Genomic DNA, 15,760 nt, shown 5'->3' on the forward strand with positions numbered 1-15,760 from the left:
AATTGCGTGGTTGCAATTTTACCCGTGCCCCCCTTAACAAGACGCCGGTTCTATCCGAGCCGTCATACATAGAAATCTGGTCCCGATATGCGCCGCATCCTGTTCCTGCTGATTTTTGGTATTGCCGGTTTGGCGATTCTGTTGTCGCTGGGATTCTGGCAGCTGCAGCGATTGGCGTGGAAACAGGGTGTTCTGGCCGAGATCGAAACACGCATCGCGGGCGAGCCGGTTGAGTTGCCGGACAGGATCTCTCTGGCAGATGACAGATACCTGCCGGTCACCATATCGGGTGAGATGGAGCCGGGAGAAATACACGTGCTGGTCTCGGTCAAGCAGGTTGGGGCAGGGTACCGCATTATCCAGTCCTTCAGCACCGAAGACCGGACCATTCTGGTGGATCGGGGCTTTGTTCCGACAACTGCAAAGCAGGCAGAACGGCAAACGGGACAGATGGAAGTCACCGGCAACCTGCACTGGCCGGTTGAGATCGACAGCTATACCCCCGAGCCTGATATCGACGACAACATCTGGTTTGCCCGCGACGTGCCCAACCTGGCCGCAGCCCTGGGGGCAGAGCCCGTAATGCTCATCGCCCGCTCGCAGACCGATCCGGGCGTAACGCCGTTGCCGGTCAATGCAGCGGGCATTCCGAACGACCACCTGCAATACGCAATCACATGGTTTGGCCTGGCACTAGTCTGGGCCGCGATGACCGGTTATTTCCTGTGGCGCAACCGCGCCCCTTCAAAGAGTGAAGAGCAATGAAATATATTTCGACCCGTGGGCAAGCGCCCGAACTGACATTTGAAGAGGCGATGCTGACCGGGCTGGCCCGTGACGGTGGCCTGTATCTGCCCGCCGAGATCCCGGTGATGACGCACGACGAAATCGCGGCTCTGGCAGGTCAGCCTTATGAAGAGATCGCTTTTCGTGTGATGTGGCCTTATGTCAGCGGCTCATTTGCCGAAGATGAGTTCAAAGCTATCATTGGGCGCGCTTATGAGGGCTTCGGCCACGACGCACGTGCGCCGCTGAAACAGCTGAACGAAAACCACTTCCTGCTTGAGCTGTTCCACGGGCCGACCTTGGCCTTCAAGGACTTTGCCATGCAACTGATCGGTCAGCTGTTCCAGGTTGCCCTGAAACGACGGGGCGATCGCGTGACGATCGTTGGCGCGACCAGTGGTGATACCGGTTCGGCCGCTATAGAGGCCTTCCGGGGATTGGACGCAGTGGACGTGTTCATCCTGTTCCCCCATGGCCGCGTATCCGAGGTGCAGCGCCGCCAGATGACAACGCCTGCGGACAGCAACGTGAGTGCCTTGGCGGTAGACGGCGATTTCGACGATTGCCAGGCTGCACTCAAGGATATGTTCAACGATTTCGACTTCCGAGATGGTGTGAAACTGGCGGGCGTGAACTCGATCAATTTTGCCCGCGTATTGGCGCAGATCGTCTATTACTTCTCTGCCGCGGTCAGTTTGGGTGCGCCTCATCGCAAGGTCAGCTTCACCGTGCCGACCGGCAATTTCGGTGACATCTTCGCGGGCTACCTTGCCAAACGCATGGGCCTGCCTATTGACCGTCTGGTGGTCGCGACCAACCAGAACGATATCTTGCATCGCTGCCTGTCAGGCGAGGGGTATTTCAAAGGCGACACCATCCCATCGATCAGCCCATCGATGGATATTCAGGTCAGCTCGAACTTTGAGCGTGCGCTGTATTACGCCTATGGCGAAGATGGCAATGCCATCGCGCAGTTGATGGATGAACTGAAACAAGGCGGTTTCAGTGTCAGCCAGGGCGCGATGGAAGCACTGCGCGAGAGCTTTGATTCGGGCCGGGTGTCCGAGGAGGAAACGCTGGCGACGATCAGGTCCACACTGACCCACAGCGCCGAGCTTGTTTGCCCTCACACGGCCGTCGGCATCAAAGTCGCCGAGGACCACCGCGCTGCCGATGTGCCGATGATCACGCTGGCCACAGCGCACCCGGCGAAGTTCCCGGCGGCGGTTGAGAAGGCCAGCGATGTACATCCGCCTCTTCCCTCGCGCATGTCTGATCTGTATGAACGTCCGGAACGGGTGACCCGCATCGCAAATGATCTGGGTGCCCTTGAGGATCATATTAAAAGGCATATCGCTGAGTGACTGTCAGACAAGACCAACTGAAGAACGGATTTCGTATCGTCAGTGAACATATGCCGGGGCTGCAATCGGCGGCCATCGGCATCTGGGTAACCGCCGGCGGGCGGCACGAACGGATAGAACAGAACGGCATCGCCCATTTCCTTGAGCATATGGCTTTCAAGGGAACTGAGCGCCGGTCTGCATTGCAAATCGCCGAGGCGATCGAGGATGTTGGCGGCTACATCAATGCCTATACTTCGCGCGAGGTGACGGCCTATTACGCGCGGGTTCTGAAAGACGATGTGGCGTTGGCGATGGACGTCATTGGCGATATCGTTCTGAACCCGATCTTCGATCCGCGCGAGATTGAGGTTGAGCGCGGCGTGATCCTGCAGGAGATCGGCCAGTCCTGTGACACGCCCGACGACGTGATCTTTGACTGGCTGCAGGAGCAGAGCTATCACGATCAGCCCTTGGGTCGTACGATTCTTGGGCCAACCGAGCGGGTCAGCGCGTTCTCGCGCGAGGATCTGTCGGGATTTGTTGCGGAACATTACGGTCCGGAACAGATGATCCTGTCCGCAGCGGGCGCTGTGGACCACGATGCGCTGATGAAATTGGCCGAAGAGATGTTTGGCCATCTGCAATCGCGCAAAGGTCTGATCGCCGAACCCGCCCGATTTACCGGCGGTGAAGCGCGGCAGGAAAAAGAGCTTGAGCAGGCCCATTTTGCGCTGGCACTGGAAAGCCCCGGTTACAGGGACGACGCGATTTATACCGCGCAGATCTATTCAACGGCGTTGGGTGGTGGCATGTCCTCGCGCCTGTTTCAGGAAGTGCGTGAAACGCGCGGGCTTTGCTATACAATCTTTGCCCAGACCGGGGCCTATGCCGATACCGGTACGACGACGATCTATGCAGGCACGTCCGCTGATCAAGTCGGCGAGCTGGCCACCATCACCATTGATGAGATGAAGCGCGCCGCCGAAGATATGAGCCCCGAAGAGGTCGCCCGCGCCCGCGCGCAGATGAAAGCCGGGATGCTTATGGGTCTGGAAAGCCCCTCGAACCGGGCTGAACGTCTGGCACGGCTGGTGCAGATCTGGGGCCGGGTACCCTCGCTTGAGGACACGGTTGCCAAGATCGATGCGGTCAGCACCGAAGATGTGCGTGCCTTTGCTGAAAAGATGGCCGTGCAGGCCCCGGCCGCTCTGGCGCTTTATGGTCCGGTATCAGACGCGCCCACACTGGCAGAATTGCAGGAGAGGCGTGCGGCGTGATGCTGTTGGGCAGACGCAAGCTGAAACTCGAAACCGAGCGCTTGAGTCTGCGCCCGCCTGTCCATTCCGACTTTAACGACTGGGCGGCGCTTCGGCGTTCGTCCAGAGATTTCCTCACCCCGTGGGAACCGATCTGGGCCAAGGATCACCTGAGCCGGAAGTCCTTTACCAACCGGGTGTACTGGGCGCAGCGCTCAGTGGGTAGCGGCACCGCGATCCCCCTGTTTCTGTTCCGTCGGTCCGATGATGTGCTTGTTGGGGCGATCACGCTGGATAACGTCCGCCGTGGCCCCGCACAGGCAGGGACGCTAGGATATTGGACCGGCGAGGCCTTTGCTCGTCACGGATACATGCGCGAAGCGATCGGCGCGGTGGTCCATCATGCCTTCACCCGTCTGGACCTGAGCCGCATTGAGGCCGCCTGTTTGCCGGAAAACAAACCCTCACGCGGGTTGCTGGAAAGCTCTGGCTTCAAATACGAGGGTGTGGCGCAGTCTTACCTGCAAATCAACGGGCGGTGGCGGACTCATGTGTTGTACGCCAGCCTGCGGTCGGATCGGCGCGGGAAGACAGACGCTGGTTAGAGACGCCTGCGGGGCTTGGGGGGGTCACCCGGCCGTGTCTCTCCCGAGTTATTTTGGCCAGATGAACTAGGGGCATGACTTGGCGGCTGGTTGCGCTACACTTCCCCCATGCGCTGGATTGTTGCGGCATTGTTGGTGATCTCGGGCGGGGCCGTGGCGCAGGAGCGGCGGCCGAGCCACTGTGTCGCCATTGCGGACGCCGCGCCGGGGATTGAGTTTATTCAAAAAGCCGCCTGGACTGACCCGATCCCGGACTATTCCGTCCGGATCAGCTATATCGCCCATGCATCCTTTCTGATCCAGACACAGGGCGGGCTGAATGCCGTGACGGATTTTACCGGCTTTATCGGCAGCGCCGATCTGATCCCCGACATCGTAACCATGAACCACGCGCACAGCACTCATTGGACCGCGCATCCTGATCCGGCCATACCGTATGTTCTACCGGGATGGGGAGAGTTCGGGCAGGGGATCGAGCATCACCTCGATCTGGGGGACTTGCTGGTGCGTAATGTCTCGACCGATATCCGCTCGGCCTATGGAGGGGTCGAGGAACGGGGCAATTCGATCTTTGTGTTTGAGATAGAAGGGCTATGCATCGGCCATCTGGGGCACCTGCACCACGTCCCCACGGACGAACAATTTGCGGCCCTGGGGCGGCTGGATGTGGTGATGGCTGCAGTGGACGGGGGTACGACGATGCCGCTGCCCGAGATGATCTCGGTTCTGAAGCGGCTGAAAAGCTCGGTCATCATCCCGATGCACTGGTTTTCAGGATTTTCTCTGGATCGGTTTCTGGTCGATATTCGTAGTGATTTCCCGGTCGAGCGCGATGGAGTGTCGGAAATCACCGTGTCCCTGCGCACTTTGCCTGACCGGCCAACAGTCGTAGTGCTGGAACCGCGCTATCTGATTGAACTGGAATAGGGCTTGTCGCGACACCGCGCCTTAGGCAAGGAATGGGTATGACATTGAATCCTGCCGATGAACGCCTTGCCGCATTAATCCGCACTGAACTGGGCGACGACGTTTTGCGTCCTATTGCGGACCGTTATCTGGAGGAGCCGCGGCGCCGTTTTGCCGGGCATGCGGGCCTCCTGGCTATGCCGCGAACGGTCGAACAGGTGGCCGCGCTGGTGCGGATGGCCTCGGAAGCGTTGGTGCCGGTGGTTCCTTATGGCGGCGGCACGGGGCTTGTGGGGGGGCAAGTCATGCCGGATCGCCCCGCACCTCTGTTGATTTCGTTGGAGCGGATGACGGCCATCCGAGAGGTCTATCCAACAGAAAATGTCCTGATTGCCGAAGCTGGCGCTATTCTTACCGATATTCAGGCTGCTGCCGAGGGTGCCAATCGGCTGTTTCCCCTGTCCTTGGCTGCTCAGGGCTCTTGCCGGATCGGAGGGAACCTCGCCACGAATGCAGGCGGCGTGAATGTGCTGCGCTATGGCAATGCCCGCGATCTGTGCCTGGGGCTTGAGGCGGTTCTGCCCAGCGGGGAGATTTGGCACGGATTGAGCCGTTTGCGAAAGGACAACACCGGGTATGACCTGCGCAACCTGTTGATCGGTGCCGAGGGTACGCTGGGAATTATCACGGCGGCCTCGCTTAAGTTGTTTCCGCGCCCCGAGGCGGTTGGAACGGCGATGTTTCAGGTTGCCTCACCTGAAGCGGCGATCGAGTTGCTGGCATTGGCGCGGGATCAGGTGGGTGAGGCGGTCAGCTCATTTGAGTTGATCCATCAGCAGGGGCTGCAATTCTTGTCGGAGGTTCTGCCGAATGTCCGGCAGCCTTTTACCGAGCAGCCTGAATGGTGCGTACTGATCGAATTGGGGCTGTCGTCGGGTTTGTCGCCATCAAATGCTCTGGAAAAGCTCTACAGGGTGGCGGACAAAGCCAGCCTTGTTGCGGATGCGGTTATCGCTCAGAGCGAGGCGCAGCATATGGAACTGTGGGCTGTGCGTGAACGTATCCCCGAAGCGAACCGGTTGATCGGATCGGTCTCAAGTCACGATATCTCGGTGCCGATCTCTCGCATTCCTGAGTTCATCCTTCGGGGTGCCGAGGTCGTTGCGGGGCTTGGACCGTTCCGCATCAACTGTTTCGGGCATCTTGGGGATGGGAACCTGCACTACAACGTGTTCCCGCCGCAAGGGCATCTCCGCACGGAATTTGATGGGCAAAGGCAGGCCGTCAAACGCGCCGTGCATGACCTAGTCGATGAGTTTGGCGGATCGGTCAGCGCCGAGCATGGGATTGGACGCCTGAAAACGGACGATCTGGAGCGCTATGGAGACCCGGCAAAGTTGAAGGCGATGCGAGCGATCAAAGCTGCCCTTGACCCCAAAGGGATTATGAACCCCGGCGCGGTTCTGAAGTAATTGGTCTATGTTCGCTCGGAACGCGTCCCTGCCATCGCGCTGACTGTTTCAACGAAGGCCAGCTTGTAAAAACTGCTGCAACTGACCTTGTTGGAACGGGTGTCGTGACATCAACGCGGCTATTTGTGGTCAAAGCCCTTCGAATTCACAAAGAACGTGGACATCCATGCCCATTTCTTCCAGCACTTTTCGCCCTCCCAGCTCGGGCAGGTCGATGATGAACGAGCATGAGACGATTTCGCCGCCCAGACGTTCAATCAGCTTTATGCCGGCGCCGGCAGTTCCACCTGTCGCCAACAGGTCGTCAACCACAAGGATTTTCTCGCCGGGTTGAATGGCATCATCGTGGATTTCGACGATGGCTTCACCGTATTCCAGCTTGTAATCCTGACTGATCGTGGTGCCGGGCAGCTTGCCTTTTTTTCGGATCGGCACGAAACCCACACTCAACTGATGCGCGATGGCTCCACCAAGAATAAAGCCGCGCGCCTCAAGGCCCACGACCTTGTCGATCCGCTCACCCGCATAAGGGTGCAGCATCTGATCGATCGCGACGCGAAACCCCCGCGGGTCGGCGAACAGGGTAGTGACGTCCCGGAACATGATTCCATCATGCGGGAAATCAACAATCGTACGAATGTAATCCTTGACTGATTTGTTTCTGGACATAACCAACCCCTTTGGCGTCAAAACACGCTGGGTTGTTTGGCCCATCGGGGTCAGTCATGCAAGGAGTGATTGCAGTTGCCTCACTTGCGACGTTCCGGAGTGGCTTTCGGCAGACCATAGTAGCGATAAAGCGCGGCAGGCAACCATGACAGGTGTGGTTTGCGCCAATTGCGCTGGTCTCGCAAAAGAAATGCCTGAGCAGAATGAAGGTTCATTGCCATAATCCTTTTTTATTGTTAGTTGCTCGATAACTACAATCTCTATGCTATGTATATACAATGCATCGCTTTGAGAATCAAGAGTCGGATGGGATCAGGACGCGTGGGAAAGAAAGACGGTAAAGCTTCTACCAAGAAAAACAGTCAGTTGGTCTTGCGTCTCGACAAGGATGAACGAGACGCATTTGTCGAGCTTTGCAAAGAGCTGGATACCTCGGCCGCGCGTGAAATTCGGCGTTTTATCCGAGGTTTCATGAAAGAAAACGCCGAGGAATGACCCTCAGGCTGGGCGACGCAGCACGGCGGTCGCCACGCCCATTCCAATCAGAGTAAGCCCACCGAACCTGGTCAGTGCCGTGATAGTGCCGGCCCGGCCGATCATAAGGCGCAAACGATCCGCCAGCAGGGCATAGGCCAGCGCGTTCAGCCAGGCCAGACCCACGAAGGTTGCAATCAGGATGGTGAATTGAGGGCCCAGCGGTTCAGCCGGGCGTAGAAATTGCGGCACGAAGGCGATGAAGAACGCGATGGATTTCGGGTTCAACGCGGTGACAGCGGCCGCGTGGCCGAATACGCTGTGGGCTGTTACGTCCCGTTTGGTTTTGACGGTATTCAGGCCGCCAGAGGGCGCACTGCGCAGCAATTTGATACCCAGCCACACCAGATACGCCGCCCCCACCCATTTCAGCACGGAGAACAGGGTGGCCGATGCCAGAACCAATGCGCCCAACCCCAGCAGCGAGGCCGTCATCGCCACCAAATCCCCCACCGCAACTCCGGTGGCCGAGGCCACAGCCACACTGCGCCCTTTGGACAGGGCATAGCTGAGCACCAGCAGCACAGTCGGGCCAGGGATCAGCAGTAACGCGGTCGATGCGGCCACGAAGGCCAGCCAAAGCTCGGGGGACATGGGGTTTCCTGTCGTGATGTCGTTCACACCAAGCCCCGGTCTGGCGGTGAGGTCAAGCCTTTCATGGTTCGGTGACGCGGCGCATCAGCGCCTCCAAAGGGCCGTGTTTGAACCGGCGGAACCAAAGCAGGGCGAAAACCGAAGACAGGCCGCAGAACCCCAGAGCATAGATTACGATTTGCGGCGCGCTGAGAGATCCGTCCAATAGTCCGGCTTCCTCCAGCAAGCCCATACCGATCAGGATGTGTGCCATATACAGTGTAAGGCTTTGGCGTCCGGGCGCGGTCAGGGCGGGGCCGAGGCGCAGCGTTTCGATCATTGGCCACAGTTTCAGCAGCAGCCCGATCACTACGCAGGCCGTACCTGTCCCAGCCAGGATATAGAACGGGCCGGGCGGGATGGATTCGGTGCCCAGAAACACAACCAGTTCCGGGTCTGATACCAGCATCCGCGGAATCAGCGCCAGCATCGCCGCGCCAAAGCCCCACATGATCAGGCGATGCTGAATGCAGATCGTGTTCAGGTCTGACCGCCCTATGGCCATTCCGATCAGTAGGAACGCCGCCCAGGGCAGAACCGGGTGCCAGCCGTTGAACAGGGCGTTGCGCAGGAAACCGGGCAGGGTCCAGAGGTCGGTATAGCTCAGCGTGGTCCAGTCCCAGCCCCGCTCATAGTCAAAAACCAGATTGGCCAGAACGGACAACACGATGACCGCAAGCGCGCCAAGCCACAGCCTGCGTTCCGTTGCGGTCAGGAAAGCAGCGCCGACAACGAAGTAAAGCGCGTAGAAATGAAGGATATCAGCGTCAAAGACCGTCATGTTGATCAGCCCGAGCCCGAACAGAAACGCCGCGCGCCGCAGCAGTATAGCTGCCGAAACGCGTGACAGACCGACGCCGATCCCGGCCAGAATGACGAACAGAGCAGCGGCGCGGCCTTCCAGAGTGTCGACCAGAGCCGATGCCCAATCATCACCCGGAGCGACCTGAGCTGCGATGCGGAAATTCACCAGCACCATGCCGCAAAAGGCTAAAAACCGGGCGGCGTCCAACGCCTTTAGTCGTATCATGGCTGTCCTCTGTTCCGGCAGCGTTCTGCTGGGTATTTATGGCGCGAATGCGGCTTAAGGGACTGTTTCAGGTAAACAAATCGAGAGAAACGGACTAACTTGTCAAGACGAGGCACGCCTGATCGACTTTCCTGACGTCACTGTGCCCGATTTAAGATTGGATTAAGCTTTGTGCATGTTCCTTGAAACACGCCCAGAGAGTCCCAAACTCGGGGTGAAACCAAACGGTCGGAGGGGTCGATGACGCATACACACCACGCACAATCCGGCGGGCTTTCTGAAACCGTCCGGTCAAAGACCGCCCGTTTGAAGGGCGCGTTGATCCTTATTTTCCTTGTCGGCGGCGTGCTCTACGCGGGCATCGTCGGCTATATGTATGCCAACCAGCAATCCCTGCTGTACAAACCCGAAGGTGAATTGCCCGCACCCAATGCGGTCGGACTGGCTGATGTCGATGTGATTTCGCTGCCCATGTCCGATGGGGTGGTGCTGACGGCATGGTCCGCACCGCCCGCGATCGAAGGCGCGCCAACGGTTCTGTTCTTTCACGGGCAAAGCGGAAATCTGGGCGACCGGGCCGATCGTTTGCGCGAAATCCTCAACAGCGGGTTCGGGCTGCTCGCGCCCAGCTATCGCGGCTTTCCGGGCAGTGAGGGCGAGCCTTCGGAACTGACTCTGATTTCTGATGGTGTTGAGATGTTTGATCGTCTGGATGCCAAGGACACCGAAATTGTATTGCACGGTCAAAGTCTTGGGACGGGTGTGGCCGCCGCGGTGGCGGAGCGGCGCCCGCAGGCGAAACTGCTGGTCCTCGAAGCGCCCTTTACCGCGACAGTGGACGTTGCAGCGGAACGGTATCCGTGGCTGCCGGTCTCCGTTCTGATGAAAGACCAGTTCGCGACGCGTGATTTCATAGATCAAGTAACGGTACCAACGCTGATCTTCCACGGCACCGAGGATGAGACGGTTCCCTTGCACCATGGGGAAGCGCTGGCGACGATGGCAGGTGAGACGGCCCAGTTGCACGTTATCCCGGACGGAGAGCACAACGATCTGTGGTCATATGGTCTGTGGGACGAAGTGCAGAGGAACCTGCCCCAAAGCTGAAGCAGGTCTCGGTGCGGCTCAGAGAATCCGTCCGGCGACGGCATCCAGTTTGGCCAACAGGGCAGGATCGCGTTTTTCGGGCGCGGTCAGGATCGCGTATTCCAGCGCCCGGTCGCAGCCGTGCGGACAGGGCGTATGTTCCGCGCCCAGCAGATCGGGCAACCCTTTGATCAGAGCGCGCCCTTTTTCGGCATTGCCAGTCAGGGTGGCGATGATCGTGGTGACGTCGACCTCGCCGTGGTCCGGGTGCCAGCTGTCGAAATCGGTGACCATTGCGATTGAGGCATAGCAAAGCTCGGCCTCGCGGGCGAGTTTCGCCTCGGGCATGTTGGTCATGCCAATCACGTCGCAGCCCCAGTGCTCGCGATACATCCTTGATTCAGCCAAAGACGAAAACTGCGGTCCTTCCATCGCCAGATACGTGCCGCCGCGATGGACGGTAATGCCAGCGGCCTTGCCAGCGGCTTCACAGGCGTCTGACAGGCGCGGACAGGTCGGGTGGGCGACGCTGACATGGGCGACACAGCCGGTGCCGAAAAAACTCTTTTCACGTGCAAAGGTCCGGTCGATGAACTGATCGACGATCACGAAGTCCCCGGGCGCCATGTGTTCACGAAACGAGCCGCAGGCGGATACCGAGATCACGTCCGTCACCCACAACCGTTTCAGCGCGTCAATATTGGCGCGATAGGGTACTTCGGTCGGTGAATGCACGTGGCCGCGCCCGTGGCGGGGTAGAAAGGCCATGGCCACACCATTCAGCGACCCTGTCAGGATTTGATCCGAGGGATTGCCCCAAGGCGTTTCAACCGTGACCCATTCCGCGTTTTCCAGCCCGTCGATGTCGTAAATGCCTGATCCGCCGATAATGGCGATTTTCGTCTGGGTCATTGCTGCGCTCCATATGGAAAAAAACCGTTACGAAGTTTCTGCGGGCCGGCAGAAGATTTGGCAAGTGGCTTCAACGGTTTGTGTTGGCTGAATGTCCGCTATGCGCCAGACGCATATCAGGGTCCCGCCTGACGCAGTACCTCTGAAACCGATTGCCGGGTAGAAGGCCCCTTTCGCGCGAACAAACAAACCAACAGGACGCCTTATGCCCCGAGCCATGCTGGCAAGCTTTGCCAATCGTATAGCCAAACCCGATCTCCGCTGGATGCCGGATGAGGGGCTGACCGTCTCGCGCCTAAGGATCGAGTTGTTGTCCGGTCTGACCGTGGCGCTGGCTCTGGTTCCTGAAGCGGTGGCGTTTGCGTTTGTTGCCGGTGTGCATCCTCTGGTCGGACTCTACGCTGCCTTCATGGTGGGTCTGATCACCGCGCTGATCGGTGGCCGTCCGGGCATGATATCGGGCGCGACCGGGGCTTTGGCTGTGGTTATGGTTGCTCTGGTGGCCGAGCACGGGGTCGAATACCTGTTCGCCACGGTGGTTTTGATGGGCATTCTGCAGGTGATCGCCGGTGCCATGCACTGGGGGCGCTTTATCCGATTGGTGCCGCATCCCGTGATGCTGGGTTTTGTGAATGGTCTGGCCATCGTAATCTTTCTGGCCCAGATGGGCCAGTTCAAGGTTCCGGGTACCATGGAAAACACCGGTCACGGCATGAGTGGGGGGGAATGGCTTTCGGGTCTGCAGCTTTACACCATGCTGGGTCTGGTGGCGCTGACGATGGTCGTTATCTGGATCATGCCACGCATCACGCGCATCGTGCCCGCGCCGCTGGCCGGGATCGTTGTCGTGGCTGCGCTGGTAATCGGCTTTGGTCTGGACGTGCCGCGCGTTGGGGATCTGGCCTCAATCGAAGGCGGCCTGCCTGCCTTCCACATCCCGACGGTTCCGTTGAACTGGGAAACCTTGGAAATTATCCTGCCTTATGCCGTCATTCTGGCTGCAATTGGCCTGATCGAATCCCTGCTGACCCTGAACCTTGTCGGTGAAATCACCGGCAAACGCGGTGGAGCCTCGCAGGAATGTATTGCGCAGGGCGTCTCGAACGTCGCCACTGGGTTCTTCGGAGGTATGGGTGGTTGTGCGATGATCGGTCAGTCGATGATCAACGTGAAATCTGGCGGTCGCACCCGTATTGCGGGGATCGCTGCGGCCCTGTTCCTGCTGATTTTCATTCTGTTCGCTTCGCCCCTGATCGAGCAGATTCCGCTGGCTGCTCTGGTTGGCGTGATGTTCATGGTGGTGATTGGAACCTTCGCCTGGAACTCGTTCAAGATCATGCGCAAGGTGCCGTTGATGGACGCGTTTGTCATCGTGCTGGTGACCGTCGTGACCGTCATGGAGGACCTCGCGGTTGCTGTGGTTGTTGGTGTGATCGTCTCGGCGCTGGCATATGCCTGGAACAATGCCAAGCGTATCCATGCGGTCACGCGCGAGTCGTCTTCGGAAGAGGGCGCAAAGGTCTATGAGATTGAAGGACCGTTGTTCTTTGGTTCGTCCGACGGCTTTGTTGAGCTGTTCGATGTGCCGAACGACCCCGATACCGTAATCGTGGATTTTGCCGATAGCCGCGTTGTGGATCAGTCGGCCCTGCAAGCCATCGAAAACATCGCCGCCAAATACGAGGCCGCGGGCAAGCGAGTAATGTTGCGCCACCTCAGCCGCGATTGCCATAAACTGCTGAACAAGGCAGGTCACCTGATGGTCGACAGCGACGACGACCCGGATTACGAACTGGCCGTGGATTACTCGGTCCGCACCGGCATTCTGGGTGGGCACTGAATTTAAAAGGCGGCCAGACTGGCCGCCTTTTAATTAGGGGCAACCCGTTCCAGTTCTTTGATATTTCCGGAAAGCAGCGCGTCCTCAGCACCGGCGATTACCTCGGCGGGCCAATCCCACCAACGCAAGGCTTGAAGCTTGTCGATGGTGTCGGTATCAAAGCGCAAGCGGCGAACCTCTGCCGGATTGCCCGTTACGATGGAGTACGGGGGAAATTCACCTCGAACGACGGAACCTGCTCCGATGATCGCGCCATTTCCGATCCGCGCGCCCGGTAAAATCATCGCGTTGTAGCCAATCCAGACGTCGTGCCCAATGACAGTATCGCGCATATCGGGCTGAAACCCCGACATGTGTTCAGGATCGAACACCGGAAATGGGAAACAGGTCATTCCGTCCATCGCGTGATTGGCCGAGGATGTGATGAAGCGGACCCCATGAGCGATCTGACAGAATTTTCCCACGACCAGTTTTTCCCGGGAAAACGGAAACAGGTATGGCGCCAGTCTCGAAGCCCAGTCTTCCGGTGCTTCGAAATCCGAGGCATAGCTGAATGCCCCGGCCTGAAACCGTGGGTGATTAATGGCCTGCGACAGGAACACCGTGCCTTTGTGGTCAGAACCATCGGGGAGCGTGATCGGATATCTTCTGGACGGGTCGGGCAAAGGCATCAGTCGTCCGGTCTTGAAAGGCTGAACAGATCGGTGACCACCGAGTAATCCCGGTAACCAAGACGCGCCAGTGGTTTGAAGGATGTGACGTCAAACTTCCCGTCGCGGATGTGATCGTCGTGCAAATGCACGCAGGTCACTTCGCCGAAAACCACCCGGTTTGCTTCTCCGGGCAAGGTTACAATCTGCGTCAACTTGCATTCAAGCGATGCCGGAGCGCCCTCGATCCGGGCACAAGGGATGGTTTCGCATTCAACTGGTGTCAACCCGGCATGTTCGAACTCGTCGATATGTTTGGGCAGACCGGCGGAACTGGCATTCATTGCGTCCCGATGGGCATGCGCCACGACATTCACGCAAAACACGCCGGTTGCCTCGATATTGGCGACGCTGTCCTTGCCGCCATCCTGATCGTGCTTGGTTCCTGTCGTCGCAAACATCACCTGCGGCGGCGTATAAGCGACCCCGTTGAAGAACGAGTAGGGTGCCAGATTGTTGACCCCATCTGCGGCGCGCGTCGATATCCAGCCGATCGGGCGGGGGGTAATGATGGCGTTGAAGGGGTTGTGCGGCAGCCCGTGGCCGTCTTCGGGGCGATAGAACATCTGGTCTCCAAGCGTTTGCCCATGGCGTAACGAAGTGCTAGGGCGAATGCCAGCAAGGAAAAGAGGGCAGGGTGCAGCAGTTCGTAATCAGGCCGGAAGAGCCGGACGATTGGTGGGAGGTCGAGGCCCTCTACGATCTGTGCTTCGCGCCCGGGCGCGAAGCGCTGTCCTCGTATCGTTTGCGCGATGATGTCCCCCCTGTATCCGGGTTGTCGCTTGTGGCGCGCGACGGGCAGGGCATTCTGGCCGGTGCGATCCGGTTCTGGCCCGTGCATGTTGGCGACCATGATGCGTTGCTGCTGGGGCCAGTGGCTGTACATCCCACCCATCAGGGTGAAGGTCTGGGCGGCTTTTTGATTCACGAAGGGATCGAGGCAGGGCGTGCAAAAGGCTGGGAACGGGTCATGCTGGTCGGCGACGCACCCTATTATGCCCGTTTCGGATTCGCGCGCCTGACCGGGATCGAGATGCCGCCCCCCACTAACCCGGACCGCGTTCTGGGGCTGGAATTGACCCCCGGTGTTTGGGGTGGTGTCTACGGCTCAGTGATCCGGTGGACCCGCTGAGCTATTGAAACCCGCACATTAAATCCCGATGTTTTACAGACAGGAGGATATGTATGCAGGACGTGGTTCTTGTCGAAAAACTGGACGCCGAAGCCGAACTCGACCGGTTGGCTGAGTATTATAAATCGGCCGGCGGTCCGGGCGTGAAGCTGTTGAACAGTTTGGGTGGGTCGGCCGAATCCTTGCTGGAACAGTTGCCGGATCCGATCCGGCAGGGCCTGACCGGCGCGACGGAGCAGGCCTTGTGGTTTGCCATGCACGCCGCCGAGGGATCACGGCGCGCGGTGCCGGATCAGCAACCATGGATTAATACCGCATTGACCACTGCCATGGGTGCAGCTGGCGGTCTGGGGGGTATGTCCACAGCACTGATGGAGCTACCTGCAACAACCACCATGCTCTTGCGCGCTATCCAGGGGGCCGCGGCCCGTGAAGGGTTCGATCCGTCGGAAGAAGGTGTAAAGTTTGATTGCGTTCAGGTTCTGTCTGCAGCCGGGCCTTTGTCTTATGACGATGGTGCTGACCTGGGTTTCTTCTCGGTGCGCCTGACGCTGACAGGACCAGCTATGCAACGATTGATTACGATGGTCGCTCCTCGGTTATCCGTTGTGCTTGGCCAAAAGCTGGCAGCCCAGTCCGTTCCCGTTCTGGGCGCTATTGCCGGAGGGGGTACGAACTACGTGTACACGCGGTATTACCAGCAGATCGCCCGTGTTCACTTTGGGCTCAGGCGTTTGGCGATTGATGCCGATATTCCGCATGATGAACTGGTGCGAAAACTGGCCAAGCGTATGTGAACTTTCCCGAAGACCTTGGAAGGAGCCGCGTTTTATGTTATCCACA

General features: G+C 58.8%; 18 protein-coding genes. 11 read left to right on the top strand and 7 right to left on the bottom strand.

The genetic code is table 11. From position 1 onward, the window contains the following. Positions 1–87 precede the first annotated feature (87 nt). The 6 genes from GOX66_RS09015 (at position 88) to GOX66_RS09040 (ending at position 6,371) form a co-directional block, all read left to right on the top strand. Positions 88–765 (top strand): SURF1 family protein, encoded by a 678-nt coding sequence (locus GOX66_RS09015; RefSeq protein ID WP_170761762.1) that lies wholly within the window; start codon positions 88–90, stop codon positions 763–765. After that, positions 762–2,150 carry a threonine synthase gene (thrC, locus tag GOX66_RS09020; RefSeq protein ID WP_170761764.1) on the top strand — a complete coding sequence of 463 codons (1,389 nt, stop codon included), beginning with the start codon at positions 762–764 and terminating at the stop codon, positions 2,148–2,150. Before GOX66_RS09015 ends, thrC begins: the two co-directional genes overlap by 4 nt. Beyond that, entirely contained in the window at positions 2,147–3,409 is a 1,263-nt protein-coding gene (locus GOX66_RS09025; RefSeq protein WP_170761766.1) for an insulinase family protein, read from the top strand. Before thrC ends, GOX66_RS09025 begins: the two co-directional genes overlap by 4 nt. After that, positions 3,409–3,993, top strand: a complete 585-nt coding sequence (locus GOX66_RS09030; protein ID WP_170761768.1) for a GNAT family N-acetyltransferase — start codon at positions 3,409–3,411, stop codon at positions 3,991–3,993. The genes GOX66_RS09025 and GOX66_RS09030 overlap by 1 nt, the downstream gene beginning before the upstream one ends. 108 nt (positions 3,994–4,101) lie before the next feature. Beyond that, positions 4,102–4,920 carry an MBL fold metallo-hydrolase gene (locus tag GOX66_RS09035; RefSeq protein ID WP_170761770.1) on the top strand — a complete coding sequence of 273 codons (819 nt, stop codon included), beginning with the start codon at positions 4,102–4,104 and terminating at the stop codon, positions 4,918–4,920. A 38-nt stretch (positions 4,921–4,958) separates the two neighbouring features. Continuing rightward, a complete protein-coding gene (locus GOX66_RS09040) occupies positions 4,959–6,371 on the top strand; it encodes an FAD-binding oxidoreductase (RefSeq protein ID WP_170761772.1) in 1,413 nt (470 codons plus the stop codon). A 129-nt stretch (positions 6,372–6,500) separates the two neighbouring features. Here the strand turns inward: GOX66_RS09040 and GOX66_RS09045 are convergent, their stop codons facing one another. Together GOX66_RS09045 and GOX66_RS26040 are read right to left on the bottom strand one after the other, a co-directional pair. Beyond that, positions 6,501–7,040 (bottom strand): adenine phosphoribosyltransferase, encoded by a 540-nt coding sequence (locus GOX66_RS09045; protein WP_170761774.1) that lies wholly within the window; start codon positions 7,038–7,040, stop codon positions 6,501–6,503. A gap of 80 nt (positions 7,041–7,120) precedes the next feature. Then, positions 7,121–7,255 carry a hypothetical protein gene (locus tag GOX66_RS26040; RefSeq protein WP_272871504.1) on the bottom strand — a complete coding sequence of 45 codons (135 nt, stop codon included), beginning with the start codon at positions 7,253–7,255 and terminating at the stop codon, positions 7,121–7,123. Between the two features lie 106 nt (positions 7,256–7,361). On the opposite strand from GOX66_RS26040, the gene GOX66_RS09050 reads away from it, so the two are divergent. After that, complete coding sequence (locus GOX66_RS09050; protein ID WP_200818616.1) at positions 7,362–7,535, top strand: hypothetical protein; 174 nt, start codon at positions 7,362–7,364, stop codon at positions 7,533–7,535. 3 nt (positions 7,536–7,538) lie between these two features. Here the strand turns inward: GOX66_RS09050 and GOX66_RS09055 are convergent, their stop codons facing one another. Continuing rightward, complete coding sequence (locus GOX66_RS09055) at positions 7,539–8,168, bottom strand: LysE family translocator (protein WP_170761778.1); 630 nt, start codon at positions 8,166–8,168, stop codon at positions 7,539–7,541. Positions 8,169–8,229: 61 nt separating this feature from the next. After that, complete coding sequence (locus GOX66_RS09060) at positions 8,230–9,237, bottom strand: DUF418 domain-containing protein (RefSeq protein ID WP_170761781.1); 1,008 nt, start codon at positions 9,235–9,237, stop codon at positions 8,230–8,232. 240 nt (positions 9,238–9,477) lie between these two features. On the opposite strand from GOX66_RS09060, the gene GOX66_RS09065 reads away from it, so the two are divergent. Next, complete coding sequence (locus tag GOX66_RS09065; protein WP_170761782.1) at positions 9,478–10,344, top strand: alpha/beta hydrolase; 867 nt, start codon at positions 9,478–9,480, stop codon at positions 10,342–10,344. A gap of 18 nt (positions 10,345–10,362) precedes the next feature. On the opposite strand, the gene GOX66_RS09070 is transcribed toward GOX66_RS09065, so the two are convergent. Continuing rightward, entirely contained in the window at positions 10,363–11,235 is an 873-nt protein-coding gene (locus GOX66_RS09070) for an S-methyl-5'-thioadenosine phosphorylase (protein WP_170761784.1), read from the bottom strand. 205 nt (positions 11,236–11,440) lie between these two features. On the opposite strand from GOX66_RS09070, the gene GOX66_RS09075 reads away from it, so the two are divergent. Then, positions 11,441–13,075 (top strand): SulP family inorganic anion transporter, encoded by a 1,635-nt coding sequence (locus tag GOX66_RS09075; RefSeq protein WP_170761786.1) that lies wholly within the window; start codon positions 11,441–11,443, stop codon positions 13,073–13,075. A gap of 29 nt (positions 13,076–13,104) precedes the next feature. Here GOX66_RS09075 and GOX66_RS09080 read toward each other — a convergent pair whose 3' ends face one another. Both GOX66_RS09080 and GOX66_RS09085 read right to left on the bottom strand, forming a co-directional pair. Then, entirely contained in the window at positions 13,105–13,746 is a 642-nt protein-coding gene (locus GOX66_RS09080) for a CatB-related O-acetyltransferase (protein WP_170761788.1), read from the bottom strand. After that, the gene (locus GOX66_RS09085) at positions 13,746–14,351 is read right to left on the bottom strand and encodes a flavin reductase family protein (RefSeq protein WP_170761790.1); all 606 of its coding nucleotides are present in this window, start codon (positions 14,349–14,351) and stop codon (positions 13,746–13,748) included. The genes GOX66_RS09080 and GOX66_RS09085 overlap by 1 nt, the downstream gene beginning before the upstream one ends. 71 nt (positions 14,352–14,422) lie before the next feature. Between GOX66_RS09085 and GOX66_RS09090 the strand changes: the two genes are divergently transcribed. Next, positions 14,423–14,917, top strand: a complete 495-nt coding sequence (locus GOX66_RS09090; protein WP_170761792.1) for a GNAT family N-acetyltransferase — start codon at positions 14,423–14,425, stop codon at positions 14,915–14,917. Positions 14,918–14,970: 53 nt separating this feature from the next. Then, a complete protein-coding gene (locus GOX66_RS09095) occupies positions 14,971–15,714 on the top strand; it encodes an EcsC family protein (RefSeq protein WP_170761794.1) in 744 nt (247 codons plus the stop codon). The last annotated feature ends 46 nt before the right edge of the window (positions 15,715–15,760 follow it).

The organism is Ruegeria lacuscaerulensis (assembly GCF_013031245.1).
Taxonomy (GTDB): domain Bacteria; phylum Pseudomonadota; class Alphaproteobacteria; order Rhodobacterales; family Rhodobacteraceae; genus Ruegeria; species Ruegeria lacuscaerulensis_C.

What these genes read in the sequence shown, in the direction of transcription:
- GOX66_RS09015 (WP_170761762.1), top strand. Translation starts at nt 88, where the DNA reads ATGCGCCGCATCCTGTTCCTGCTGATTTTTGGTATTGCCGGTTTGGCG.
- thrC (WP_170761764.1), top strand. Translation starts at nt 762, where the DNA reads ATGAAATATATTTCGACCCGTGGGCAAGCGCCCGAACTGACATTTGAA.
- GOX66_RS09030 (WP_170761768.1), top strand. Translation starts at nt 3,409, where the DNA reads ATGCTGTTGGGCAGACGCAAGCTGAAACTCGAAACCGAGCGCTTGAGT.
- GOX66_RS09035 (WP_170761770.1), top strand. Translation starts at nt 4,102, where the DNA reads ATGCGCTGGATTGTTGCGGCATTGTTGGTGATCTCGGGCGGGGCCGTG.
- GOX66_RS09040 (WP_170761772.1), top strand. Translation starts at nt 4,959, where the DNA reads ATGACATTGAATCCTGCCGATGAACGCCTTGCCGCATTAATCCGCACT.
- GOX66_RS09045 (WP_170761774.1), bottom strand. Translation starts at nt 7,040, where the DNA reads ATGTCCAGAAACAAATCAGTCAAGGATTACATTCGTACGATTGTTGAT.
- GOX66_RS26040 (WP_272871504.1), bottom strand. Translation starts at nt 7,255, where the DNA reads ATGAACCTTCATTCTGCTCAGGCATTTCTTTTGCGAGACCAGCGCAAT.
- GOX66_RS09055 (WP_170761778.1), bottom strand. Translation starts at nt 8,168, where the DNA reads ATGTCCCCCGAGCTTTGGCTGGCCTTCGTGGCCGCATCGACCGCGTTA.
- GOX66_RS09060 (WP_170761781.1), bottom strand. Translation starts at nt 9,237, where the DNA reads ATGATACGACTAAAGGCGTTGGACGCCGCCCGGTTTTTAGCCTTTTGC.
- GOX66_RS09065 (WP_170761782.1), top strand. Translation starts at nt 9,478, where the DNA reads ATGACGCATACACACCACGCACAATCCGGCGGGCTTTCTGAAACCGTC.
- GOX66_RS09070 (WP_170761784.1), bottom strand. Translation starts at nt 11,235, where the DNA reads ATGACCCAGACGAAAATCGCCATTATCGGCGGATCAGGCATTTACGAC.
- GOX66_RS09075 (WP_170761786.1), top strand. Translation starts at nt 11,441, where the DNA reads ATGCCCCGAGCCATGCTGGCAAGCTTTGCCAATCGTATAGCCAAACCC.
- GOX66_RS09080 (WP_170761788.1), bottom strand. Translation starts at nt 13,746, where the DNA reads ATGCCTTTGCCCGACCCGTCCAGAAGATATCCGATCACGCTCCCCGAT.
- GOX66_RS09085 (WP_170761790.1), bottom strand. Translation starts at nt 14,351, where the DNA reads ATGTTCTATCGCCCCGAAGACGGCCACGGGCTGCCGCACAACCCCTTC.
- GOX66_RS09095 (WP_170761794.1), top strand. Translation starts at nt 14,971, where the DNA reads ATGCAGGACGTGGTTCTTGTCGAAAAACTGGACGCCGAAGCCGAACTC.